Annotated in this window: 18 protein-coding genes; 14 read left to right on the plus strand and 4 right to left on the minus strand. The window is 63.0% G+C overall.

Annotation, left to right across the window (positions count from 1 at the left end; all coding sequences use genetic code 11):
- Positions 1–188 precede the first annotated feature (188 nt).
- The 12 genes from HPY65_10875 to HPY65_10930 all read left to right on the plus strand — a co-directional run bounded on the left by HPY65_10875 (position 189) and on the right by HPY65_10930 (position 14,573).
- Positions 189–1,082: an HAD-IIB family hydrolase gene (locus HPY65_10875; GenBank protein NPU84979.1), complete on the plus strand. Its 894-nt coding sequence runs from the start codon at positions 189–191 to the stop codon at positions 1,080–1,082.
- On the plus strand, positions 1,079–2,323 hold the full coding sequence (locus tag HPY65_10880) for a glycosyltransferase (protein NPU84980.1): 1,245 nt from the start codon (positions 1,079–1,081) through the stop codon (positions 2,321–2,323). The genes HPY65_10875 and HPY65_10880 overlap by 4 nt, the downstream gene beginning before the upstream one ends.
- Before the next feature lie 18 nt (positions 2,324–2,341).
- Positions 2,342–3,550: a glycosyl transferase gene (locus HPY65_10885; GenBank protein NPU84981.1), complete on the plus strand. Its 1,209-nt coding sequence runs from the start codon at positions 2,342–2,344 to the stop codon at positions 3,548–3,550.
- A gap of 51 nt (positions 3,551–3,601) precedes the next feature.
- On the plus strand, positions 3,602–4,810 hold the full coding sequence (locus HPY65_10890; GenBank protein ID NPU84982.1) for a hypothetical protein: 1,209 nt from the start codon (positions 3,602–3,604) through the stop codon (positions 4,808–4,810).
- Complete coding sequence (locus HPY65_10895; GenBank protein NPU84983.1) at positions 4,803–7,067, plus strand: amino acid permease; 2,265 nt, start codon at positions 4,803–4,805, stop codon at positions 7,065–7,067. The genes HPY65_10890 and HPY65_10895 overlap by 8 nt, the downstream gene beginning before the upstream one ends.
- A gap of 1 nt (position 7,068) precedes the next feature.
- Complete coding sequence (locus HPY65_10900) at positions 7,069–7,743, plus strand: hypothetical protein (GenBank protein NPU84984.1); 675 nt, start codon at positions 7,069–7,071, stop codon at positions 7,741–7,743.
- Positions 7,740–9,428 (plus strand): mechanosensitive ion channel family protein, encoded by a 1,689-nt coding sequence (locus HPY65_10905; protein ID NPU84985.1) that lies wholly within the window; start codon positions 7,740–7,742, stop codon positions 9,426–9,428. Before HPY65_10900 ends, HPY65_10905 begins: the two co-directional genes overlap by 4 nt.
- A 51-nt stretch (positions 9,429–9,479) precedes the next feature.
- Positions 9,480–10,808 carry a hypothetical protein gene (locus HPY65_10910; protein ID NPU84986.1) on the plus strand — a complete coding sequence of 443 codons (1,329 nt, stop codon included), beginning with the start codon at positions 9,480–9,482 and terminating at the stop codon, positions 10,806–10,808.
- A gap of 1 nt (position 10,809) precedes the next feature.
- A complete protein-coding gene (locus HPY65_10915) occupies positions 10,810–11,490 on the plus strand; it encodes a hypothetical protein (protein NPU84987.1) in 681 nt (226 codons plus the stop codon).
- Positions 11,491–11,553: 63 nt separating this feature from the next.
- Positions 11,554–12,111 carry a molybdenum cofactor guanylyltransferase gene (locus HPY65_10920; GenBank protein ID NPU84988.1) on the plus strand — a complete coding sequence of 186 codons (558 nt, stop codon included), beginning with the start codon at positions 11,554–11,556 and terminating at the stop codon, positions 12,109–12,111.
- 133 nt (positions 12,112–12,244) lie between these two features.
- Complete coding sequence (locus tag HPY65_10925; GenBank protein ID NPU84989.1) at positions 12,245–13,474, plus strand: OFA family MFS transporter; 1,230 nt, start codon at positions 12,245–12,247, stop codon at positions 13,472–13,474.
- A 118-nt stretch (positions 13,475–13,592) separates the two neighbouring features.
- Entirely contained in the window at positions 13,593–14,573 is a 981-nt protein-coding gene (locus tag HPY65_10930) for a polyprenyl synthetase family protein (GenBank protein NPU84990.1), read from the plus strand.
- 38 nt (positions 14,574–14,611) lie between these two features.
- Here HPY65_10930 and HPY65_10935 read toward each other — a convergent pair whose 3' ends face one another.
- The 4 genes from HPY65_10935 to HPY65_10950 all read right to left on the minus strand — a co-directional run bounded on the left by HPY65_10935 (position 14,612) and on the right by HPY65_10950 (position 21,902).
- Complete coding sequence (locus tag HPY65_10935) at positions 14,612–16,189, minus strand: NAD(P)H-hydrate dehydratase (protein ID NPU84991.1); 1,578 nt, start codon at positions 16,187–16,189, stop codon at positions 14,612–14,614.
- Positions 16,190–16,202: 13 nt separating this feature from the next.
- Positions 16,203–18,104: a GNAT family N-acetyltransferase gene (locus HPY65_10940; GenBank protein ID NPU84992.1), complete on the minus strand. Its 1,902-nt coding sequence runs from the start codon at positions 18,102–18,104 to the stop codon at positions 16,203–16,205.
- Positions 18,101–20,161: a thioredoxin domain-containing protein gene (locus HPY65_10945; GenBank protein NPU84993.1), complete on the minus strand. Its 2,061-nt coding sequence runs from the start codon at positions 20,159–20,161 to the stop codon at positions 18,101–18,103. Before HPY65_10945 ends, HPY65_10940 begins: the two co-directional genes overlap by 4 nt.
- A gap of 70 nt (positions 20,162–20,231) precedes the next feature.
- Positions 20,232–21,902 carry a hypothetical protein gene (locus tag HPY65_10950; GenBank protein NPU84994.1) on the minus strand — a complete coding sequence of 557 codons (1,671 nt, stop codon included), beginning with the start codon at positions 21,900–21,902 and terminating at the stop codon, positions 20,232–20,234.
- Between the two features lie 169 nt (positions 21,903–22,071).
- Between HPY65_10950 and HPY65_10955 the strand changes: the two genes are divergently transcribed.
- Together HPY65_10955 and HPY65_10960 are read left to right on the plus strand one after the other, a co-directional pair.
- Positions 22,072–22,971 (plus strand): DUF362 domain-containing protein, encoded by a 900-nt coding sequence (locus tag HPY65_10955; GenBank protein ID NPU84995.1) that lies wholly within the window; start codon positions 22,072–22,074, stop codon positions 22,969–22,971.
- 67 nt (positions 22,972–23,038) lie between these two features.
- Positions 23,039–24,583, plus strand: coding sequence for a 4Fe-4S dicluster domain-containing protein (locus HPY65_10960; protein NPU84996.1), 1,545 nt, complete (start codon positions 23,039–23,041; stop codon positions 24,581–24,583).
- The last annotated feature ends 230 nt before the right edge of the window (positions 24,584–24,813 follow it).

Consider the following 24,813-nt stretch of genomic DNA (forward strand, 5'->3'; position numbering starts at 1 on the left):
GAAACGGTGGAAGAATCTCATCCGTTCTTTTCCGGTTCCACTTCCGATTATCACCCGCATCCATTCATTATCGGGATTCAAAAGCATTCCCGGTCCGGCAACCGCCCGGAGGCTCCCCGGTCGCGCCGCCGGCGCGCGAGGGCAGAGCCCGGCATGGACGAAACAGGCTGCAGTAAAGGGATATCCAGATGAAATGGCTTCTGTTTTCCGATCTCGACGGGACGCTGCTGAATCACGAGGACTATTCCTTCGAGGATGCCCGGCCCGTTCTGGAACGGATCCGGCGGGAAGGGATTCCCCTCGTGATCGCATCCAGCAAGACCCGGGCGGAGGTGGAAGCGATCCAGGATGACATGGGGCTCCGGATGCCCTTCATCGTTGAGAATGGAGGCGGCATCTATTTTCCCCGGGGCTGGCGCGGGATTCCGTACCTGCCCGGATCGGCGCGGGAACCCTATTTCGCCGTCCGGCTGGGGATGCCTTACGGGGAGATTCGGGAGTTCGTGGCCCGGACACGGCAGTGGATTCCCCTGCGCGGCTTCGGGGATATGGCCGTCGAAGAGGTGGCGCGCCTGACGGATCTCCCTCTCGAACGGGCACGCCTGGCAATGGAAAGGGAGTTTTCCGAGCCTTTTCTTCTGGAGGACGGGGAGAGGCTTTCCGAACTGACTGCCCTGGCGGAGGAGGTCGGGCTCTCCGTCACCCGGGGGGGGCGTTTTTTTCACTTCATCCGGCGCGGCCAGGACAAAGGGAGAGCCGCCCGGTTTGTAAAAACGATTTTCGGCCGCCAGTGGAACGAGCCGATCCTTACGGTCGGCCTGGGAGACGGACCGAACGACATCCCCCTGCTCATGGCCGTGGATTATCCGGTCCAGATCCCCTCACCCGGCGGGAAAGGGCTGCAGTGCCGAATCCCCCGGCTGATGGTCGCGGATGCTCCCGGCAGCCTCGGCTGGCGGCGGGCGGTCGAAGGGATCCTTGGCTGGACCGGAGAGCGCAACGGGGAAGTTCCCATGGCGGAGCCGTTCGACCGGGATGAAAGCGGAAGGGGAAACGATGGGGATAGAAAGGAGAAATCATGAATCCGGACCAGCGGTTCAGCACGGCGTTGAGAATAGGGGTGAGGAGACAGATCGAGCATCTCGCGGAGGCGGACGTCATCGTCGGGATTCCCTGCTATCAGAGCGGGAAAACGGTCCGGCACGTTCTGGAGACGGTTTTTCATGGACTGTCCACACATTATCCCGATGCCCGATCCCTGATTCTCGTTTCCGATGGGGGATCCACAGACGATACGCGGGAGATCGCCGAGCTGGTTGACGAGAAGGCCTTCCGGATCGTAAAGGTTGTAACGATCTATCGCGGTGTTCCCGGCAAGGGATCGGCCCTGCGTGCGATCTTCGAAGCTGCCGACTTCCTTCGACCCAGGGCGCTGGCCGTCTTCGACTCCGACCTCATCTCCATTTCGCCCCGGTGGGTCCGGAATCTCCTGGAGCCCGTCTTCGACGGATACGATTTTGTCGCCCCCGATTACGAGCGGTTCAAGCTGGACGGGACCATCACCAACACGATCGCCTACAACCTGACGCGGGCCCTCTACGGCCGGCGGATCCGCCAGCCCATCGGCGGCGACTTCGGGCTGTCGGGCGCCATGGCCAGGCATTTTCTGAGACAGGACGTCTGGGAGACCGATGTGGCCCGCTTCGGAATCGACATCTGGATGACCACCACGGCCATCGTCGACGGCTTCCGTCTCTGCCAGGCCAAAATGGGCGTGAAGGTCCACGACCGGAAGGATCCTGCGGCGGATCTGAGCCCCATGTTCCGGCAGGTCGTGGGGACCATCTTCCAGATGATGGAAACCCACGACGCGTTCTGGAGGGGCATGCACGGTTCCAGCGATATTCCGACGGTCGGGACGAGCGACGGGGGAACACCCGAAGCATTCACGGTCAACCAGGAAGCCCTGATCGAGTATTTCCGGGTCGGTTTCTTCCACTTCGGAGAAGTCTGGCGGCAGATCGTCGAGGAGGCGGATTATGCCATCATCCGGGACCTGGCGGAGAATGGCCGGGCGTCCCGGTTCCTTCTGCCCATCGAGACCTGGGTCCGGATCGTGTACCGCTACGCCGCGGCTTTTCATGCGGCTCCCCGGCAGCGGATGAAGCTCCTCGACACGATGATCCCCCTTTACAACGCGCGGGTCGCCTCCCTTGTCATCGAGCTGGAAGACGCGGATGCGGACCGGGCGGAGCGGCTGTTCGCGGACCAGGCGCGGACCTTCGAGGAAATGAAGCCCTATCTCCTGGAACAATGGAAATAATCCTGAGGAGGCAACACCATGTCCGATTTCTACCAGCACGGAATGATCACCACCCTTCAGAAACTGAAGGACCGGCCCATCGCGGAACTGAATGAAGAGCTGACAGCCATTGCCCGGCGGAGAAAGATCGTCCTGCTCCTGCCGGCCCTGATCAGCGAGTTCGATACGCCGTCCATGCCGGTCATCCTGGAGGAGCTCAAAAAAGTCACGTTCCTGCATCGAATCGTTCTCTCCCTGGACCGGGCAAGCGAGGAAGATTTCCTGCGGGTCCGCCGCCTGCTTTCGGACCTGCCGGCGGAGGTCCGGATCGTCTGGCACGACGGTCCCCGCATGCAGGCCCTCTATGACGAGCTACGGGGCAGCGATTTCAACCTCGACACCCCCGGCAAGGGGCGCTCCGTCTGGATGACGATCGGCTATATCCTGGCGGACGAAAGCGTATACGCCATGGCCCTCCACGACACGGACATCCGGAACTATCGCCCGGAACTGCTGGCGCGGCTGGTTTACCCCGTCGTTCATCCGGCTGTTGATTTCGAATTCAGCAAAGGATATTATGCACGGGTCGCCGACCGGCTCTACGGCCGGGTGACGCGGCTCTTTTACACTCCGCTTATCCGGGCGCTGAAGCGGATTCTCGAGTACAACGCGTTCCTCGAGTACCTGGGAAATTTCCGGTATCCCCTCTCGGGAGAATTCGCCTTCATCGCGAGCCTCGCCCGGGGCATGCGCATTTCCCCCACTTGGGGCCTGGAGGTTTCTCTGCTCAGCGAAGTGTACCGGCGGGCGTCGGTCAACCGGATCTGCCAGGTCGAGATCGCCGATGTCTATGAGCACAAGCACCAGTCCCTCGACCGTCAGAAACCGGATGAAGGACTGATCCGGATGTCCACGGATATCGCGGAGGCCCTGTTCCGGGTCCTCAGCCAGGACGGCATCGTCATGAGCCAGGCCTTCTACCGGACCCTCTGCGCCGCCTATGTCGAGGAGTCGCGGGTGACCGTGGAGAAGTATCACGCCCTCTCTCTCATCAACGGACTCGTGTACGACCGCCACAGCGAGATTGAGGCCTCCGAGGCCTTCGTCGGGTCCCTTCGCCGGGCGCAGGAAAAATACCAGGCCGACCCGGTCGGCATTCCCCTGATGAGCGCCTGGGTGAGGGTTGCGGCGGCGATCCCGGACTTCTCCAGCCGTCTGACGGAGGCCGTGGAGCGGGACAACGAATAGAGAGGAAGCAGGGGAAAGGGCGATCCCGGTTCTGTCGCAAGGAGGCGCTTCGTGGAGGTTTCGCTGTTGTTCTTCATTGCCGGGGCAATCGTTCTGGTTGGTTTCCTGGGCAATGTCGCTTTCGAGAAATTCAAGATTCCCGACGTCCTGATCCTCCTGGGCGTCGGTGTCGTTCTGGGACCCGTCCTCAAGGTGATCGACCATCGGCTACTGAGTTCGTTCGCCGAGTCCTTCGGGATGTTCGCCCTCATCGTCATCCTTTTCGAGGGCGGGATGGACGTGAAGATCCGCACGCTGATCCTGGCGTTCCGGAGCGCCACCCTCCTCGTGCTCGTGTCGTTCTTCCTGACCGCCGGCGCCATCACCGCCTGCCTGCTCCAGTTCATGGCCTGGCCGCTTCTGCCGAGCCTCATGATGGGGACCATCCTGGGCTGCACGAGCGCAGCGATCGTGGTTCCCGTTGTGGCAAAGATGACCCTGAAAGAGGAGGTCAAAACCGTCCTGACCATCGAATCGGCCATGAGCGACGTGTTGGCCGTCGTCCTGGCCGTCTCGCTCATCGAGTTCGTCCGGTTCGAGACCATCGGGATCGAAAAACCGCTGCGGGCCATTGCCAGCTCCTTTTCGATCGCCATCGTCCTGGGCACTCTGGCCGGCCTCTTCTGGTACAAGATCCTCCGCGTTCTGGGGGAGCGGAAGTATTCCTACATGGTGACCCTGGGCGTTGTCCTCATCGTGACGGCGGTCGTCGATTTCCTGGGCGGGAGCGGTCCCATCGCGATCCTCCTGTTCGGAATCGTCCTCGGGAACTGCGGGGATATTCCCTTCTTCGGCGAGTCGCCCACTTGCGGTGTTATTGAGGAGACCATCAAATTCTTCCATGGAGAAGTGACCTTCTTCATCCGGACCTTTTTCTTCGTATACATCGGCATGCTGATAACCCCCGCCGTCCTGTCTCCCCGCTACCTGGGCGTCAGCGTCGCCCTGTTCGTGATTATTGCCGTCATGCGCTACCTGAGCGTCGAGTTCGTGGAACGGCGGTCCGGAAGGGATCCGGCGGACCGGCGGGCCATCTTTTTCATGCACCCCCGGGGACTGGCCTCCGCCGTTCTGGCGTCCCTGCCCGTCTCCGCCGGGGTCCGGGGCTCCGAGGATTTCATCGTGTACACCGTCAGCGTCATCATCCTCACCAATATCATGATGACGGCCGGCGTGTTCAGCATGGAGAAAAAGGCAGCGGGAGTCTCGCTCGATGGGTAAATTCGGGACGGAAATCCGGCTGAGCCGGGAGATGACCCTCCTGGACGCCACCATGATCGGCGTCGGCGCCATGATCGGGGCGGGGATCTTCGTTCTGACCGGCATCGCCGCCGGCGTGGCGGGGCCGGCGCTCCTGGTCGCCTTCGCCCTCAACGGGGCGATCGCCCTCCTGACGGCGATGTCCTACGCTGAGCTGGGATCCTGCTATCATGATGCGGGGGGCGGCTATCTGTGGGTGAAGGAGGGGCTTCCCAAGTGGAACGGGTTCCTCTCGGGGTGGATGAGCTGGTTCGCCCATGCCGTCGCCTGCAGCCTCTATGCCCTCGGGTTCGGCGCCTATTTCAACCACGTCCTCCTGGAGATTGGATTCACCCTCCCCCAATGGGGATTCCTCTCCTCCCAGAAGCTCCTGGCTGTCCTCATGGCCCTGGTCTTCGCTTACATCAATTTCCGGGGCGCCTCGGAGACGGGGAAGATCGGGAACTTCATCACGATCACAAAAATTGTCATTCTGGGCATTTTCGTCTCTTTCGGGATCCACATGATGCTCGGCCGGGGCAACTGGCAGGCCTCCTTCGAGCCCTTCATGCCGGAAGGATGGCTCGGCATCGTGAAGGCCATGGGGTTGACGTTCATCGCCTTCCAGGGGTTCGAGGTCATTTCCCAGAGCTCCGAGGAGATCCGCGACCCGAAGAAGAATATCCCCCGGGCGATCTTCCTGTCGCTCCTGATCGTCCTGCCGATCTATCTCCTGGTGGCGGTGGCGGCCCTGGGCTCCATGGACACGGGCAGCGAAACGTCCTGGGCCTACCTGGCCCGGCTGAAGGAGACGGCCCTGGTTGACGTGGCCCGGAACTTTTTCTACGGCGGGGGGGTCATGCTTCTGGTGGGCGGGCTGATCTCCACCATGTCGGCCCTCAATGCGACGGTGTACTCCTCGTCCCGCGTCGCCTTCGCCATGGGGCGGGACCGCAATTTCCCGTCCTTTTTCAGCCGGGTCCATGAGAAAAATTACACCCCCCACTGGGCCATCCTGGTGTCCCTGGCCGTCATCGTCCTCATGTGCCTGTCCCTCCCCATCGAGGACGTCGCCAGCGCCGCGGACATCATGTTCATGCTCCTCTTCATCCAGGTGAACCTGGCCATGATCCGGCTGAGGCGGAAACGGCCGGACCTCGACCGCGGATTCGTGGTCCCCCTTTTCCCCTGGCTCACCATCGTGGGCATTGTCCTCCTGCTCGTGCTGGCCGCGTTCATGTACGACTATAGCGTGACGGCCTGGGTTGTCAGTATCGCCTGGATCGCCTCGGGCCTGGTTGTCTACCGTGTGTACGCCTCGTCCCGGGAAATCGAGTATGCCCACAAGGTGGCGGCCCTCGAGCGGATCGAGAGACAGGAGTACCGGATCCTGGTCTGCATCTCCAACCCGCAAACGGTGCCGGCCCTTTCCAGCCTTGCCAAGGCCGTTGCCCGGAGCCATAGAGGAGAGATCATCTTCCTTCACGTCATTGAGGTCTCCGAGGGGGCGTCGCTGGCGGCGGGTGAGAAAATGGCGGAGGAGGCGGAGGAGCTCTTTGCCATCGCGGACAGCTGCACCAACGGATGGGAGGTTCCCTGCCGTTCCCTCGTCAAGGTTTCCCATCGAATCTCGACGGGAATCCTCGAAACGGCCCGGGAGGAGCAGTGCAACTTCATCGTCATCGCCCGTCAGAAGAACCCGGGAACCATCGACCGGATCTTCTCCTCCCTGATCGATACGGTTCTCCAGAAGGCGCCCAGCGAAGTGGCCGTCCTCCACGGACATTTCGATCCCGGACGCGTGAAACGGATCATGATCCCCTACGCCGAGAATGTCCATACGAACCTGGCCACGGAGATCGCTCCGGCCCTGAAGGAAACCTTCCAGGCCGATCTGCAGGTCACGTTTGTTCTCAACCCCGACGATCCCCGGGAAGTAAGCGACCAGCGGCTGGAAAAGGTGCGGGAACAGGTCCGTGAAACCCTTCCGGGCGCCCGCATCAAAACCGTTTGCGCCCGGGATATCCGGGCCGGCGTCGTGGAGGCCTCCCGGGGGGCGGACATGCTCCTCATGGGCGGCCGCTCCGGCGATTTCATGGAACTCCTGCTCACCCCGTCGCTGACCCAGGAGATCACCGAGCAGGCCCACTGCCCGGTGGTCTGGGTGAAGGAATACGAGGAGCGGGAGCCCCTGTGGCGCATGATGATCCGATCCCAGCATCCCTCCCGGAGGCAGTGACATGAGCGAGAGGCTCCAACAAGTCTGGATGGTGGCCCTCAACACGGCCATCGAGTTTCTTCCCAAGCTGCTTTCCGGCCTGCTCCTGCTCCTGATCGGCTGGGTCGTCGCCTGGATCGCCAAGCGGGTGCTGATTCAGCTCCTGATCCTCTTCCGGATGGAGCGGTTCCTGTCCCGTTTCCGCTGGGGCGGCGCCTTCGGGAAAGCCGATATCCGCTACGGGCTGTACAATCTGGCGGGCAATGTCGTGTTTGTCCTGGTCATGCTCACGTTTCTCGATTTTACCCTGCTCGTCTGGAACATGCAGGCGCTCTCCAGCCAGCTCAGCGACGTCATTCTTTTCCTGCCCAGACTCGTCAAGGCGGCCCTGATCGCGCTCTTCGGCTGGTACCTGGCGAAAGGATCCGGCCGGGCAATCGCAACCAGGACGTTCCGGGACAACGCGAGCCACGCCTCCCTTGCGTCCTGGTTCGTCCGGCTGGCCCTGCTTCTCGTTTTCGGCGGCATGGCCCTCTTTGAGATCGATCTGGCGCGGCCGATCCTGATGATCGCCTTCTCAACCCTGCTGATTGCCCTGTGTCTCCTGGCCCTGCTGGCCGGATACGCCGTGATGAAGGATCAGGACAAGAAGACGGTTGACCGGCAGCGTCCGGATCGGGAGGAACCTCCGGAATGAAAAAACCTGCACGGTATTGGGCGATCCTTTTCCTTCCGGCCATCCTTCTGGCCGCTTCCGTGCTTTTTTTCGCCGGAGAGGGACAGGCCGCCAAGGCCGGGAAAAAGGAGCAGAAAAAAGAGGCCCCGGCCCCTCCGGAAAAAGCGCCTGTCCGGTTCGAGGACCGGGAACTTTTTTTCATCACGAGCCGCATCCTCTCCCTGAGCCCGAAGGACCGGGCCGAGATCATCTCGAAGAAAATCCGGAAAATCGCGAAGGATCCCTTCATCGAGCCGTCAGGAATCGCCACGGTGCCGCAGGAGGCAGGGGTCGACATTGTCGCAGGGGACCTCATCCTCATGACCGTCACCGAGGCGGATGCCCGGCAGGCCGGGATCCCCGTTGCCACCCTGGCCCTGGAGAACACCGAGTCGATCCGCAAGGCCCTGACGGAGTATCGTAAGGAGACAAGCTGGGAGAGGATTCTGCTGGGGGTCCTCTATACGGTTCTTCTGACGGCGGCCCTGCTGGCCCTGTTCTACGCCCTCAAGCGGTTCGACGCCTGGCTCAACGGACAGGTCCCGGTGCTTCGGGAGCGGCTCGGCCTGTGGCGGGAGATCTCCCGACCGAAGATAGGAGGACTCGCCCACTTCCTGCCCATTGAGGCCTTCCTCAGCCTCCTGACAATCCTCGCCAAGGCGATCCGGATTCTTGTCTCCCTGTTCCTGCTTTACTTCTATTTTTCCTTTGTCCTGGGATTCTTTCCCTGGACGCAGGCGATCGCCGCCACCTTCCTGTCCTTCATCCTGAGGCCCACTGCAGCGCTCTGGAAGGGATTTGTCTCGATGCTTCCCGATCTGGCGGTGATCGTCACCGTTTCCATCCTGACTTTTTATGTCCTCAAGTTTCTGAAGATCGTCTCCCGGGAACTGGAGAAGGGCGGCTTCGAGATCGATGGATTTTACCGGGACTGGGCCATGCCGACCTACAAGCTGGTCCGGATTCTGGTCATCGTTTTTTATTTCGTGGTCATCTTTCCCTATATCCCCGGTTCCGGCTCGGATGCCTTCAAGGGAGTTTCGATCTTCCTGGGCGTTCTGTTTTCCCTGGGATCCACCTCCGCCGTTGCGAACATGGTGGCGGGGATCATCATCACCTACATGCGGCCGTTCCGCCTGGGGGACCGGGTCCGCATCGGCGAGACGGAGGGGGACGTCATGGAGCGGACGCTCCTGGTGACCCGGATCCGGACCATCAAGAACGTGGACGTGACCGTGCCCAACACAAACGTCCTCGGCAGCCATATCATCAACTTCAGCCTCTCCTCGGAGGGGACGGACAAGGGCCTCATCCTGAACACGAGCGTCACCATCGGCTACGACGTTCCCTGGCGGAAGGTGCACGAGCTGCTCATCGATGCCGTCCTCGCCACGGAGTACGTCGTGCCGGAACCGAAGCCGTTCGTGCTGCAGACCAGCCTGAACGACTTCAACATCACGTACGAACTGAATGCCTACACCCGGACGCCGTCCAAAAAGGTCTTGATTTATTCCCTCCTGCACCAGAGTATCCAGGACGTCTTCGACCGGGCGGGCGTGGAGATCCTGTCGCCAGGGTACGCGAGCCTGCGGGACGGAAGCCCGTCCACGGTCAAGCCGGTGCCGGCCGCAGATGAATCACCCGGACCGGGCGGCGAGGCATCCTGACTTTTTTGAAGCCTGTCATCCTGCCAGCATGAAAAGAAAAGGAGGTTGGGTTTGAAAAGACTTGGGCTTTTGATGATGGTTACAGTGTTTTCTCTTGTTTATTGCTTGTTTGGGTGTGCTTCCGCGCCCAAAAGCAAGCCGCAGGTCCGTTCAGCCAAGGCGCCGCTCTCCGACCAGGCAAGCCCGGCCCTGGCAAAATGCCTGGCTGCCGGAGGGAGTGTGTTGACGGAATCCTATCCGGACGGGACCAGCGCTCAACTCTGCGTCACCGGGGAAACCAGCGTGTTTGACGATGGCATGCAGCAAATGACGCATCGCTGTCTGCTGGATAAGTTTTATTACGATACCTGCGACGCCGACGCGCTGCCCGACACACAGAGGCCCGCTGCGAACGTTTCGGACACAAACGCGCTTAACGCATATTTCCATCAAACGGTGCTGGACATTATGACGAAAGTGAAAAACACCGGATACGCCCACAACAAAAATCATAATTTCAGCCTGGTCCCCGAATATACCGATATCACCAGGCCACAGGCGGAATATGATCTGTTTCTGGATTGCTCCGGTTTTGTCGGCTATTACGTGATTCAGGGGTTGGCACCCGGACTTTATCAGGCCGCTCAACCCAGCCGATATGCGTGCCAGGACAGGCCACTGGCCGCCGACTTTGCCGATTTGATTTCCAAAGCGCCGCAGGTGGATGACGACCACCCGACGGCGACGAAGGACGATATTGCCGGCAATCATGTCTGCTGGGGGCAGGTGATGCAGGCAAAAGATATTCAGCCCGGCGACGTGATCGTTTACAAACACCCGGAGAATATCAGAAAATCCAAGAAAGAATGCACCGACAAACGGAAGGTTTGGGAAGTCAAGGGAAATACGGGGCACATCCTGTTCGCGCATAACATTTCTGCCGAGAGCCGCCGTTGCAAAGAGAACTCTTTCAGTTGCGGGACGAAGCAGTATCTGCTGGCAGGCGATTGGCAGCGGGTCGTTTCGGTGGCTGATTCAACCACATCCCGACACTTGGGCGACAGCCGCCAGACGGGAATCGGCAAATCCGACTATCAGGGCCATTTTTACACCGCCTGGGAAAAGGGAACGACCAAAGGATGCGTCGTCGAACGCTGCGCCAACGGAAGCTATCACCGCAGCTGCATTGCCAACGGCTCGCAGGCGGTCGAGTTCGTCGAGATCAACACCGCTCACCCGAACAATCCCACCGGCATCGGTGTGGGCTCCATGTATATCGGACCGTCATTGAAAAGTTACCGCAGCAGTTACACGGCCGACAGCTATGAGTATAAAAATGACAAAGGGGAGAAAGAGCAGGTAGTCTTCATCGGCAGGCCCGTCAAGTGCGGGAAGCCCTGAAATGAAAGGAAAGGAAATGAAGCTGCGCCTGTGTACCGCCATCATCGCGCTGACTGCCGCCGTGGTCTTTTGGGGTTGCGCTCCGGCCACTCTCTACAGCATTGACATGCGTTACGTGCCGGTCAAGCCGATCACCGTGGGCGAAAGGCCATGCGGTGATCGGCGCGTTGCCGTGGCCGTCTTCCGCGATGCGAGACCGGCCGGGGAACCCCTGCGGATCGGTACCGTGATCGAGGCCGGGGGGAGCCGGACCCCGGTCCTTCCCGAGAGGGTGAAGATTCCGGAAGCCGTCTCGTCAGGGATTCGTACCTGTCTGAAGCGCTCCGGATGTTCCGTGGCGGAGACCGCCCCGGCCTGGGATCTCCGGGAAGATACCATCCGGCCCGAATGGGGCGATTTGCTGGTCGGGGGGACCATCGACGCCCTGGACGTGACCTGCGACCGCTCAGACCGCTTGAATCCCCTCAACCGCTACCAGGCGAAAGTCCGGCTGACGGTCGTGATGGCGGATGTGAAAACCCGGAAGATCGTCCATCGGACGACCGTGGAAAGCACGGCCTCCCTCGAGGACATCGGGTTTTCCAGGGAGGCCATGCAGAAACAGCTCAACGGCGCCCTTTCCGACGCCATCGAGCGAATCGTCGATCGTTCCCGGAAGCTGTATCCCGGAATGAGCAAATAAGAAAGGGACAAGCCCGTGGAGCCTGTCTCGGGAGTCATATTGTCGGGCGGGAAGAACATCCGGATGGGGACCAACAAGGCCTTCCTCACGGTGGACGGGGTGCGGATCATCGACCGGGCCGTCGGGATCCTGCGGGACGTCTGCGGCGAGATCCTTGTCGTAACGAATGAGCCTCTGGAGTACCTGGATCTGGGCGTCACCGTCGTGACGGACATCTTCAAGGGAATGGGACCCTTGGCGGGGATCCACTCCGGCCTCTTCCACGCCCGGTCTCCGCGGGCCTTTGTCTGCGCCTGCGACATGCCGTACCTGAACGCCCCTTTCATCCGCTACCTGATGTCCCTGGCGGATGGATACGACATCGTCGTCCCCGTCCGGGGGGGCCGTCCGGAGCCCCTGCACGCCGTATACGACCGGAAATGCCTGCCCGTTATCCGCCGACTCCTGCAGCGGGACGAGCGGAAAGTGACCGGGTTTTATAAAGGCTTCCGCGTCCGAGACGTCGAGGAGGCCGAAACGGAGCCATTCTTCGCGGGACGCGATCCCTTCATCAATGTGAATACCCGGGACGAACTTCGGGCGGCATGCAACCGACCGGCGCCCACGGACCGCCGACTCTGAATTACCGGTAATCTGCAACAGCTATCTTACCGTCCATCCTGCGTCCGGACGGCAATTCCCTTAGTTCTTGACAAAGAGCCTCCGCTTGGCTATCGTCGCGACCAATTATCTATAGAGGAGAGGGGGGCATCGCATGAGCGATAACAAGGTTTTCGGTATGCCGGCGGAATCAGGCCGCTGGATCTTCGTAGTACTCGGATTCATCATCAACATCTGCCTCGGAAGCGTGTACGCCTACAGCGTCTTCCGGGGTCCCGTCCAGAAGCTCCTGAACGCCAGCGCCACGGAAGCGGGAATGCCGTTCATGATCTTCCTGGCCCTCTTTGCCACGATGGTGTTTTTCGGCGGTCAGATCATCGCCAAACTCGGTCCCCGGAACCTGGGAATCCTGGGCGGTGTGATCGTCGGCGTGGGCTGGATGATGGCGAGCCAGTCCTCGAGCATCACGATGCTCACCATCAGCTACGGCCTCATCGGCGGCGGCGGCGTGGGCCTTGCCTACGGCGTGCCCCTGGCGGTCGTGGGCCGCTGGTTTCCCGACAAGCGCGGCCTGGCCCTGGGCCTCACCCTGGCCGGCTTCGGCGGATCGCCCTTCGTGTCCGCCAACGTCGCGGCGGCCCTCATCAAGGCCGTCGGTCCCATGCAGACCTTCTTTTACATGGGCGCGGCCTTCCTGGTCATCGTCGCCGTGTGCTTCCTGCCCTTCCGTTACCCGAAGGACGGTTGGGTCCCCGCGGGATGGAAAGCGCCGGCGTCGGCAGCGGGCGGCGGAAACGACTTCGCCATGGGTGAAATGGCAAAGACGTCCACGTTCTACGGCCTCTTCCTCTGCTACACCATCGGTTGTCTCGCGGGCCTCATGGCCATCGGCATCTCCAGCTCCGTGGCCCAGGAGATTATCAAGATCAACGCGGCGACCGCCGCCACGCTGGTCGGCGTCTTCGCCATCTTCAACGGTGCGGGCCGGCCCCTCTTCGGCGTCCTGACAGACAAGCTGTCTCCCCGAATGGCCGCCATCATCTCCTTCGTGATCATTCTCGTCTGCTCCCTGGGCATGCTCACGGCCGGTGAGGGCAGTGTGACGATGTATGTCCTGTGCTTTGTCGGCTTCTGGCTCTGCCTGGGAGGCTGGCTGGCCATCGCTCCGACGGCGACGACCACCTTTTTCGGCGTGAAGAATTACGCGCGAAACTATGGTCTTGTTTACTTTGCCTACGGTGTGGGGGCGATCCTCGGCGGCATCATCTCCGGGCAGGCGAAGGACACGTTCGGTTCCTATGCCATCGCCTTCTATCCAACGGCTGGCTTGGCAGTGCTCGGCATCATCATCGCATTCTTCATGATGAAATCGCCCAAGCGCTAGTCGGAATTGCAGCACAGCGGCGCCGGCCCCGAGGCCGGCGCCTTTTTTTTGCCCGAATCGGATTGACAAGGCCGACTGTCTTTCCTATCATCGGGACCAATTCTATCCGGCGGTTCCCATGACGATCCAGGACATTTTTCAGTATTACGCAGCCGATCTCGGGCAGGTCGAGGCCTTCATGGAGAGGGAATTCCGCTCCGAGGTGGCACTCATTCCCGAGATCTCCCACTACCTGATCGGCAGCGGCGGGAAGCGTTTCCGGCCCCTCCTGCTCATCGCCTGTGCCAATCTGAGCGGGTACCGGGGCGAGCGGAGCGCCCGTCTCGCGGCGGTTCTGGAGTTCATCCACACGGCCACCCTGCTGCACGACGACGTCATCGACGAGGGGCAGCTCCGCCGCGGCAAGGCCTCGGCCAATACCGTCTGGGGCAACGCGGCCAGCGTTCTGGTGGGCGACTTCCTCTACTCCAAGTCGTTCCGCATCCTGTCGGACGACGGGAGCATCGACGTGCTCCGCCTGATGTCCGAGACGACAAATATCATGTCCGAGGGAGAGGTCTTTCAGCTCGTCCGGAGCGGAGACGTCCGCATCACGGAACAGGATTATCTGACCATCATCGAGAAGAAGACGGCCATCCTCATGGCGGCGGCCTGCGCCATCGGGGGAATCCTGGGCGGGCACGGGCAGGAACGCACGGCTGCACTGCGGCGCTTCGGCCTCCTCCTGGGCATGGCCTTCCAGATGACCGACGACACCCTGGACTACATGGCCGAGGAGGCCCAATTCGGCAAGACCATCGGCAAGGACCTCCAGGAGGGAAAGCTGACCCTGCCGTTGATCATTGCGCTGGGCCGGTGTGCCGGCGAAGAGAGAGAACGGATCACCGGTCTTGTCGAGGAAATGAAGCGGACCGGTGGCGGCGACGGGGTCGGAGAAGTGGTGGACTGCATCCGACGTCACAACGGCATTTCCTATACCCTCGGCAAGGCAGAGGCGTTCGTGACGGAGGCAAAGGAATGCCTGAACGGCTTCGGGGCCTCCGAGGCAAAGAACCATCTGGTTGCCATCGCCGGGTTCATCCTCGAACGGCGGACCTGATCCTTCGAGAACGTTTTTTCCGGATACCCCTCAACCGATCAACCGATGACGGCCGGAAGCCGGCAGTGGGCGGGCTCATGTTCCGGCGGTGTTTCCCGGTCCTGCTTAAGGGCTGCGGGCATGAATTCCAGGATGTCCCGGGCGGTGATGCCGTCTTCCCCCTTTGCTGCCGCCGCCAGGTCCCCCGCCAGGCCGTGGAGGAAGACCCCTTTCCGGACGGCCTGCTCCAGGGGCAGCCCCATCCCGAACATGGCCGCAATCGCTCCCGTGAGGGCGTCCCCCGATCCCGCCGTGGCCATCCCGGCGTTTCCGCTCAGGTTGACGAAGACACGGCCGTCGGGGCAGCCGACCAGGCTATGGGCTCCCTTCAGGACGATGATGGATTTCAGGTCCCGCGCGGCGGCCTGGAGGATGGCGATCCGGTTCCGGCGGATTTCCGCGGCGGTTTTTCCCGTGAGCCTGGCCATCTCGCCGGGATGCGGCGTCAGGACCGTCGGCGCCTTTCGCTTCAGGAGAATACCCGGATCCGAAGCCGTGGCCGTCAGGCCGTCACCGTCGATCAGGACGGGTTTCCCGATCCCCTTGACAAGCTCCCGCACCAGCGTCTGCGTTTCCGCCGCCAGGGACAGGCCCGGGCCCAGGACCACTATGTCCACCTTTTCGGCCTGTGCCAGGAGGTCCGTCTTGCTCCTCCGGGAGAGGCTTCCGGAGGCGGTCTCCCGCTGGGGGATGAAGACGGCCTCGGCCGCGTTCTGGGCCAGGAAGGGCACGATCGAGGCGGGAGCCGCCAGCCGGGCATAGCCTCCACCGGCCTTAAGGAATGACAGGGCCGCAAACTGGGGCGCTCCAAGGTAACCGGCTGCGCCGGCGATGAAAAGGACGTCTCCGACGGCCCCTTTGTGGACCTCCGGATCCCGGGGAGGCAGGGGAACGCAGCCGTTCAGTGCGATCTTCAGATCCTCGCGGCCGGTCAGTTCCGGCGGGAAGGAGATGCCGGACACGAAGAGCTCTCCGCAGCAGCCGAACCCCGGGTAGAGAACGTTCCCCGGTTTCGGGAGCCCGAAGGTCACCGTCCAGCAGGCCTTTACGGCGGCGCCCATGATCTCGCCGGTGTCGCCGTTGACGCCCGAGGGGATGTCGAGGGAGAGAACCCTGCGGCCGCTGTCGTTGATGAGATCGATGGCGTCGCGGTAGAGGCCCGACACGTCCCGGTCAAGGCCGGTGCCGAGCAGGGCGTCGATGATGATGTCGGCGTGAACGATGTATTTGCGGATCTCCAGGAGATCGTCCGCGGGGCGCATGTCGACGGGCAGTCGCCGTAGAATCCCGAAGTTCGTCGCCGACGCACCCCGGAACCGGGCCGGATCGCCCAGGAGGAACACTTTCGGGACGCCGCCCAGGGAATGGATCTTCCGGGCCACGACCAGCCCGTCGCCGCCGTTGTTCCCGCTCCCGCAGAGGACGACGAACCGCTTCCCGGCTATACCGAACTCCCGGTCCAGGAGTGCAACCGCGGCCAGGCCGGCGTTTTCCATCAGGATTTCTTCGGGTATCCCCAGTTTCTCGATTGCCCATCGGTCCATCGCCCGGATCTCTTCGACGCCGGCCACTTTCATCGCATGGTCCCCCTCAACGGATTCCCTGATTGTATCCCTCTTCCCGGAAGGTCATCTTCAACTCGTGGACACCGCCGCTGCTGCGCCGCTCGATCTCGAACCCGCCCTTCTCGAAAACGTTGAGCATGGGTTCGTTCCCGGTGACGACCGTGGCGGTGAACCCCAGGAGCCCCTGGCGCTTTGCCAGGAATGTCAGATACGACAGGAGTTCGAGACCGATCCCGCGGTTCTGGTGGTCGTCCCGGACGGCAAAGGCCACCTCCGCCGAATGGGTGTCGGGCTCGATGTAGTAGCGGCCAACGCCGACGATGCTCTCATTCTCCTCGCCGCCCGTGACGGCCAGGATGGCCATTTCTTTCGTGTAGTCGATGACCACCAGGGGCTGCAGGCGCTCGTGGGGCATGTCCTTCCGGGCGGAGATGAAGCGCCGGTACATGCTCTGCTCCGACAGGGAGTAGATGAAGTCCTTCAGGCGCGGCTCGTCGCTGATCTTGATGGGCCGGAAGTAGATGTTGAAGCCCTTCCGGGTGGTCCGGTAGGACTCCAGGTGCTCCGGGTACATGCCCCGCTCCCCGGGAATGTAGGCCTGGTCGCGGTATACGAGGCCGGCCTTCTTCGCCTCCTCCATCAGCCGGGCGCGAAACTTCGGATGGGCGATGCCGATGAGCTCCATGGCCCGCTCCCGGATGTTCTTCCCGTGGAGATAGGCGATGCCGAACTCGGTCACGACGTACTGGACATCCCCCCGGATCAGGGTGGCCCCCGCTCCCTCCCGCAGGTACGGCACGATCCGCGAGATCATTTCCGCCGAGGCGGTGGACTGGAGGGCCAGGATGGTCTTCCCGTTCCGGGCCATGGAGGCGCCCCGCATGAAGTCCGCCTGACCCCCGATGCCGCTGTAGAACTTCCGGCCGATGGACTCCGCCGTGGACTGCCCCGTCAGGTCGATCTCCAGGGCGCTGTTGATGGCCACCATGTTGTCCTGCCGGGCGATGATCAGGGGATTGTTCGTATAGTCGATGGTCTTGAACTCGACGGCGGGATTGTCGTGGATATACTCGTAGGTGACCCGGTGGCCCATGCAGAAGGTGGCCACCGTCTTGCCCCGGTCGAGGGTCTTCCGGGTGTTGTCCACGACGCCCCGCCGCATCAGGTCCGCGATCCCGTCGCCCAGAAGCTCCGTATGGATTCCCAAATGGCGCTTGTCCCCCAGATGGGTGAAGACGCCGTTGGGCAGGCTTCCGAGTCCCACCTGGATCGTATCGCCGTCCTGGATGAGCTTCGACACGTAGCGGCCGATGCGCTGGATGATCTCCGAGTCCGCCTCGGGTGCGTACTCCAGGAGCGGCTCGTCGTGGGGCACCAGGAAATCGATATCGTCGAGATGAAGGAAACCGTCCCCGTGAATCCGGGGCATATGGCGGTTGATCTGGGCGACAATCAGATCCGCCTTCTCCACGGCGGCCTTGACGATGTCCACACTGACCCCCAGGCTCACGTAGCCGTGGTCGTCGGGAAGCGAAACCTGGATCAGGGCGATGTCGACGTGGGCCAGTCCACGGTAGAAGAGCTCCGGGACCTTGGAAAGGGAGACGGGTGTATAGTCCGCCACGCCCTCGTTGACGGCGTCCCGGGTAGTCTCGCCGATGAAGAAGGAGTTGTGGCGGAAGTTCTGCTTGAACCGCTCGTAAGCGTAGGGCGCCACGCCGAGGGTGCGGATGTGGAGGACCTCCGCGTCGAAGAAGGCCTTCGGGTGGGCCTTGACGTACCGGATCAGGGAGTGGACCAGGTATTGGGGTTCCGCGCAGGCGGAGCCGACGAAGATCACATCCCCCCGGTGGATGTGGCCGAAAATCGCCTCTTCCGGGGCAAATTTTTTCGGGTACCGCTCTTTCCAACTTTCCATGGTGTTCATGGATGCTCCTCTTCCAGGGCTTCCCGCAGCGCTTCCGGGTCCGTGACCGGCTGCCGGCAGCTGAAATGGCGGCATACGTAGGCCGCGGCCTTTCCTGCCAGGGGTTTCATGTCCTTCACGAAGGGGGCCAGTTTTCCGATTTCCCCGGCGCTTCGTCCCGGGGGCCTGAGCAGAAGCGTGCCGGCGGGCAGGTACCGTTCCCGCACGACCGTGAGCAGGGCTGCCGTATCCGGGGCCGCAGGGTCGCCAGCAATGACGATTTCATAGGACGGATTGGTGAGAAAGTCCAGCGCCGCCATGAGCATGGTGTATGCCGAGGGCATCGTGGCGACGGCGGAGGCAAAGCAGCGCAGAAGCTTTACGGCCCGCTCCTCGTGGGAAACGTCGCCGGTAAGGCGGCTCAGGCGCGCCAGGTTCAGAGCCGAGACGGAGTTTCCCGACGGGAGGGCGCCGTCGTAGATCTGCTTTTTCCGGACCAGGAGATCGCGGCTGTCGGCGGAGGAAAAATAGTACCCGCCCAGGCGGTCGTCCCAGAAGCGGCGGTTCTGCTCCGCCTGGAGACGGACCGCCGCCGCCAGGAGGGACGGATCCAGGAAGGCCTGGTAGCCCTCGATCAGCCCCCAGACCAGGAAGGCGCAGTCGTCCAGGTGGGCCGCGATGGCCGCTTCGCCGTCCCGCCAGCGATGGAGCAGGATCCCGTTGCGGAGCATCGTGCCGGAGAAAAAGGAGAGGCATCGCCGATAGGCCTCGCCGTAGCGGGCGTCTCCGAATACCGCCGCCGCCCGGGCCAGTGCGGCCAGCAGCAAGCCGTTCCAGTCCGTCAGGATCTTGTCGTCCCGATGCGGACGGGGCCGTTTCTCACGGGCGGCAAAGAGCGTCCGCCCGGCCTGTTCCAGCTCCGGCGGCAGCGAGGCGGGGGGGTCCCCCTTCCAGTGCAGGATGTTCTTTCCTGTCCCCTGTCCCGTGGCCTCTTCGATATAGTTGCCTTCTTCCCGGATCTGGTATGCCTCCAGAAAGGAGGGGGCGGATTCCGTCCCCAGGCGCCTCCGGATCTCCTCCGCTTTCCAGACATAGAAGGCGCCCTCCTCTCCCTCGCTGTCGGCATCCTCGGCGCTGTGAAACCCGCCGCCCGGGTCCGCCATATCCCGGAGAACATAGGTCAGGATGTCTTCGGCCACGGAACGGTACAGAGGGTTTCCCGAGGCCTGGAAGGCCTCCGTGTAGGCCAGGGCCAGCAGGGCCTGGTCGTAGAGCATCTTCTCGAAGTGGGGCAGGTGCCACTGATCGTCGGTGCTGTAGCGGTGGAAGCCGAAGCCCAGGTGGTCCCAGATTCCCCCGGCCCGCATGGCCTTCAGGGTCCGCTCCGCCATCTCCAGGGCCCAGCCGGTCCGGGTCGACCGGGCATAGCGGAGGAGAAACAGGATCTGGTGGGGAATCGGGAATTTGGGCCGTTCCCCGAAGCCGCCGGCCTCGGGATCGAACCGGTCCCGAAGTTCGCCGTAGGCCTGGTCGAGAATTTCTTTCGGAAGATCCTCTTCGGGGCCGTCCTTTCCCGAGTCCTGCAGGGCCTGCAGGATCCTGCCGGCGGATTGGAGGACGTCCTGCCGCCGGGTCCGCCAGAGATGGATGATCTTCGGGACGAGGTCCATCAGGCCCGTGCGTCCCAGGCGGGTTTCCCGGGGGATGTAGGTGGCGGCAAAGAAGGGCCTCCGGTCCGGCGTCAGGACCACCGTCAGGGGCCAGCCGCCGGACCCGGTCATCATCTGGCAGGCCGTCATGTAAAGGTGGTCCAGGTCGGGCCTTTCTTCCCGGTCCACCTTGATGCAGACGAAGGCCTCGTTCAGCAGGGCCGCCGTCTCCTCGTTTTCGAAGGACTCATGGGCCATGACGTGGCACCAGTGACAGGTGGAATAGCCGATGGACAGGAAAACCGGGCGGTCTTCCCGCCGGGCCCGGGTGAAGGCCTCCTCGCCCCAGGGATACCAGTCGACGGGATTCGATGCGTGCTGCAGGAGATAGGGGCTCTTTTCGCCGGCGAGGCGATTCTTTCCGGTCATGAATCGATCCTTTGCTTTGCAGTCGGGACATCGTCCCGGAAGTCCGGCGACCCTTCCGCTTCCGGTCGCGTCAGTCCCCAAGGAACTCCGCCAGAGTGCGGAGCCGGTCCGCCGGGTCGTTGTCCAGGTGAAGGTGCAGAACCTCGCGGCCGGCCTTCGTGAGCGCCGCCCGGTCGCCCGCTGCCTGGGCGGCCTTCAGCGTGCCGAAGGTCAGGGTCCCCTCGTCGCTGTCCATGGACCCGGGAATCGGGAGATCCTCCCGATCGTCGGCAGTGATCTGGATGAAGCGGCCCCGGCCGGCGTCGCCCTTGTGGAGCTGTCCCGTCGAGTGGAGGTAGCGGGGGCCGAAGCCCGCCGTCGCCGGACGGCGGGAAAAACGTTCGGCCGCCCGGCGCAGGTTCTCCAGGGCGGACCGGACGCCCGGTTCGTAAGGAAGAAAAGCCTGGAGGGCTGTGTATCCGCCCGCGGCGGCTCCGGTCAGAAACAACCGCAGGACCCTTGCCGCAGATTCCTTTCCGTCTCGCCCGCAATTCAGGCCTTCTCCACCTGCAAGCTGGGCCTCCCGGTCGGGATTCTCCAGAAACCGGCGGGCCCCTTCCTTGGCGGATTCCACGTCTGGCTGGTCGAAGGGATTCACCCCCAGCCTCCAGCAGGCGCAGGCCGTGGCCATCTCCCAGAGAAACAGGAATGCGCCCAGGTCCCGCCGGGGATCCGTATCCAGGGCGACCCAGGGGCAACCGTACCGTTCGGTCTGACGGAGCCGGTCCGCGGGCGGCTCGTCTTTTCCCGGATGAAGGAAGATGAAGACACGGTTTTCATCCGGTTCGAGCGAGGCTTCCGGGCCGTTTCCGGGGACAGGCAGGATCCCTTTCCCCTCTTTCCCGGTGCTCTCCGCCAGGAGCTGTTCCAGCCAGTCCGCGAGAGGGGCCAGGTCCGGGGGATGGAGCAGGGCCAGCTTGTCCCGTCCCGCCCTCGCCGCCTCGCCCAGGAAGACTCCCAGTTCCAGACCCCCGGCGGATTCCGCCTCCGTCTCCAGCCGTTCTCTTTCCGCGATGGAGGCGGCATCCTCCAGCAGACGGCGGGGAGAGGCTCCCGCGAGGGCGGCGGGAACGAGCCCGAACAGGGACAGGGCGGAGAAGCGGCCGCCGATGTCCGGATCGTTCAGGAAGATCCGGCGGAAGCGGCAGGCCCCGGCGAGCGCCGCCAGGCCGCTGCCCGGGTCGGTGATCGCGCAGAAATGACCGCCTGCCTGCTCCGCTCCCAGCCGGCGGACGGCGAGGCGGTAACAATATTTCAGGAGGGACAGGGTCTCGACGGTACCCCCCGACTTGGTGGATGCAATGTAGAGGGTCTCCTCCGGCGGGAAGCGGTCCGCATAATTCCGGATCGTCGCCGGATCGGTCGTGTCGAGGATCTCCAGGGGCAGACCCCGTTCCGTTCCGAGAAGCCGGGTGTACAAGTCCGGGGCGAGGCTGGATCCACCCATGCCCAGGAGAAGAACCCTCCGAAAGCCTTCCGTCCGTAGGGATTCCGCAAAGGCCTCCATGTCCGGAAGAAACGGGGCCATGGTCTGCGGGCAGTCGAGCCAGCCCAGGCGATGATTGATTTCCGCGGCCGGTCCCGGCCAGAGGGACGCGTCTTTCCGCCAGAGGCGCGACCGCACGGAGGCGCTCCGGGCCTCCTCCAGGGCGACCCGGTACCGTTCTTTCAGGGGTCCGGGGTGGATCCTGACTTTTCTCACGGGATTCCTCCCTGCGGCGGATGATGCGGAGCGGCCGACCGCAGGCATGCATTATGGTATAGACGGATGAAACGAGTCAATCCCTTGTTTCCGAGGGTTGCAGAGCCCCCGGATTTTTGTTGACCCCTGGAAAGGGATACATGAAGATGAAGCCGGGAGGGATGTCGATATGGACCGCAGGGAGTTTCTGAAAACAGCCGCCGTCGCGGGGGCATCCCTGGCGCTGCCGGGTCTCCTGCTGCCCGACGGTTCGGCGGCGGCCGCCGAGAAGCTGGACATGGTCGTAGCGAAGGGGCCTTCTCCGGCCCGGATCACCCGGGCGGCGGTGGATGCCTTCGGGGGGATGCGCCGGTTTGTTTCCCGGGGCGACGTCGTCGTGATCAAGCCGAACATCGGCTGGGACCGCACACCCGAATACGCCGCCACAACGAATCCCGAGGTGGTGGGAACCCTGGTCCGGCTCTGCTTCGAGGCAGGGGCGAAGAAGGTGAAGGTCTTCGACCACACCGTCAGCAGTCCCCGAAGGGCCTACAAGCAGAGCGGCATCGCCGATGCGGCCGGGGCCGCAGGGGCCGAGCTGTCCTTCGTGGAAGACCGGAAATTCAGGGAGATGAAGATCCAGGGCGAGACCCTCAAGTCCTGGCCCCTTTACACGGAGGTCTTCGAGGCCGACAAGATCATCAACGTCCCCATCGCCAAGGTCCACGGCACATCCATCCTGACCCTGGGAATGAAGAACTGGATGGGTGTGATGGGGGGATCGCGGGGACGGATTCACCAGCGGATCGACCCGTGCCTCGTCGACATGGCCCGGACGGTCCGGCCGACGCTGGTGGTTCTCGACGCGGTCCGGATCCTCGTGGCCAACGGACCGACGGGCGGAGACCTGTCGGATGTGCGTCTGATGAACACGGTGGCGGTGAGCCAGGATCAGGTCGCCATGGACGCCTTCGGCAGCACCCTGTTCGGTCTCCGGGAAGACGCCCTGGGCTGTGTCCGCCTCGGACACCAGGCCGGCCTGGGGAACATGCGGCTGGCCCGCCAGAAGATCCGCCGGATCCAGGCCTGAACAACGCGTTCCGGCCCTTGCCCCCGAGGAGACGGAGAATGCCCTCGCCTCTGAAAGCGGAAAGACGGTGATCCGAAAAGCGCGACTTGCCTCGCAGGCCCTTTTCCTGCTTCTCTTCCTGTGGCTCTTCCTGCAGACGGAGTCGAAGGGAGCGGACCAGCTCGGGTATCCGGTCAAGTTTTTCCTCGACGCCGACCCCCTGCTGGCGCTGACGGCGATCCTCTCCAGCCGGTCGTTTCTTCCCTCGATGCTGCTGGCGGGAGCGGTGGCCCTGGCGACGGTCTTCCTGGGCCGGTTCTTCTGCGGCTGGATATGTCCCCTGGGGACGCTCCACAACCTCGCCGGCGCCGCCGTCCGGAAGCGCCGGCGGGTCGTCCCGAAGGGCAGCTTCCGCCTGAAATATCTGCTCCTAGTCTTTCTGCTGGCCTCCTCCGCTTTTACCCTTCAGATCACCGGCATATTCGATCCCCTGAGCCTTCTGATCCGCTCCCTTTCTCTCTCGGTCTATCCGGCCTTCCAGTACGGCGTGACGTCCTTCCTCGACGTGCTGTCCCGCTGGCCGGTCCCGGGGCTGGCGCCGGCGGCGGACTGGCTGCTCGGGATCCTCTACAAGGGCGTCCTGTCCCTCCGGCAGCCCGCGTTCAGCCAGGGTTTTCTTTTGGGAATCCTGTTCATGGGAATCCTGGCGCTCAACTGGATCGAGCGGCGATACTGGTGCCGCTATCTCTGCCCGCTCGGCGCACTCCTGGGAATCCTCTCCCGCCGGTCCCTGCTGTCCCGATCCGTCAGCGAAGGCTGCGATTCCTGCGGCGCCTGCGTTCCCGGCTGTGAGGGGGGATGCTTCCCCCAGAGCCCCGATAAATGGCGGAAGGCCGAATGTTATCTCTGCGGAAACTGCGACGACGCCTGCCCGAAGAACGCCGTTTCCTTCGGCTTCGGGAAGAAACGGGGGGCGGCGCAGCTGGACCTGGGAAGACGGCGGGTCGTCGCTGCGGCCGCCGCAGGAGTTGCGGCGGTGCCGCTTCTCCGCATCGGTCCGTCCGGGACGGGACAGGCGGACCCGCGGCTGATCCGTCCTCCGGGATCGCTCGAGGAACGGGAATTCCTGCAGCGCTGCGTCAAGTGCGGCGAGTGCATGAAGGTCTGCATCACCGGCGGTTTGCAGCCGGCCCTGACGGAGGCCTCGCTGGAGGGGCTCTGGTCTCCCGTCCTGGTGCCCCGGGTCGGCTACTGCGAGTACCGGTGCACCCTCTGCGGGCAAGTGTGTCCGACGGGGGCGATCCGCCGCCTCTCTCCGGAAGAGAAAGCGGATGTGAAAATCGGCCTCGCCATGATCGATCCGGGCCGGTGCCTTCCCTGGGCCCACGGGATTTTCTGCATCGTCTGCGAGGAGGTGTGCCCGACGCCGAAGAAGGCCGTCCTTCTCGAGGAGGTGGTGGTGAAGGACCGGGAAGGGATGCCCGTCACGGTCAAGCAGCCCCGGGTGGACCTGGAGCGCTGCATCGGCTGCGGCATCTGCGAGAACCGCTGTCCCGTTCTGGGAAAACCGGCCATCCGGGTCCTGTCCGTCGGCGAATCCCGCTCCCGGGATAACCGGCTTCTTCTTCCCTGACGAGCGGACCGGCCGCTTCGCTGAACCCTTTGGAACCCGCGTCAGTGCTGCGTTTCCTCCTGATCAAAACATTCTTTTCCTTGACGCAGGGATCAAAAATTTTGGTAATTGATCCTGTGCTGGCACCTGTGATAAGGGTGCCTCATGGACTTAACTAGTTATCATAATGTAATATCCAGCGAGAGCAAAGCCAGAAAATATCTGCTGGGAAAAAGCTTCAAAAACCATCA

The sequence above is a fragment of the Syntrophaceae bacterium genome, from assembly GCA_013177825.1.
Classification (GTDB): Bacteria; Desulfobacterota; Syntrophia; order Syntrophales; family PHBD01; genus PHBD01.

Excerpts from the sequence above, each read along its gene's own strand:
- HPY65_10875 (NPU84979.1), top strand. The coding sequence starts at position 189 with ATGAAATGGCTTCTGTTTTCCGATCTCGACGGGACGCTGCTGAATCAC.
- HPY65_10880 (NPU84980.1), top strand. The coding sequence starts at position 1,079 with ATGAATCCGGACCAGCGGTTCAGCACGGCGTTGAGAATAGGGGTGAGG.
- HPY65_10885 (NPU84981.1), top strand. The coding sequence starts at position 2,342 with ATGTCCGATTTCTACCAGCACGGAATGATCACCACCCTTCAGAAACTG.
- HPY65_10895 (NPU84983.1), top strand. The coding sequence starts at position 4,803 with ATGGGTAAATTCGGGACGGAAATCCGGCTGAGCCGGGAGATGACCCTC.
- HPY65_10900 (NPU84984.1), top strand. The coding sequence starts at position 7,069 with ATGAGCGAGAGGCTCCAACAAGTCTGGATGGTGGCCCTCAACACGGCC.
- HPY65_10905 (NPU84985.1), top strand. The coding sequence starts at position 7,740 with ATGAAAAAACCTGCACGGTATTGGGCGATCCTTTTCCTTCCGGCCATC.
- HPY65_10915 (NPU84987.1), top strand. The coding sequence starts at position 10,810 with ATGAAAGGAAAGGAAATGAAGCTGCGCCTGTGTACCGCCATCATCGCG.
- HPY65_10920 (NPU84988.1), top strand. The coding sequence starts at position 11,554 with ATGGGGACCAACAAGGCCTTCCTCACGGTGGACGGGGTGCGGATCATC.
- HPY65_10925 (NPU84989.1), top strand. The coding sequence starts at position 12,245 with ATGAGCGATAACAAGGTTTTCGGTATGCCGGCGGAATCAGGCCGCTGG.
- HPY65_10930 (NPU84990.1), top strand. The coding sequence starts at position 13,593 with ATGACGATCCAGGACATTTTTCAGTATTACGCAGCCGATCTCGGGCAG.
- HPY65_10935 (NPU84991.1), bottom strand. The coding sequence starts at position 16,189 with ATGAAAGTGGCCGGCGTCGAAGAGATCCGGGCGATGGACCGATGGGCA.
- HPY65_10940 (NPU84992.1), bottom strand. The coding sequence starts at position 18,104 with ATGAACACCATGGAAAGTTGGAAAGAGCGGTACCCGAAAAAATTTGCC.
- HPY65_10945 (NPU84993.1), bottom strand. The coding sequence starts at position 20,161 with ATGACCGGAAAGAATCGCCTCGCCGGCGAAAAGAGCCCCTATCTCCTG.
- HPY65_10955 (NPU84995.1), top strand. The coding sequence starts at position 22,072 with ATGGACCGCAGGGAGTTTCTGAAAACAGCCGCCGTCGCGGGGGCATCC.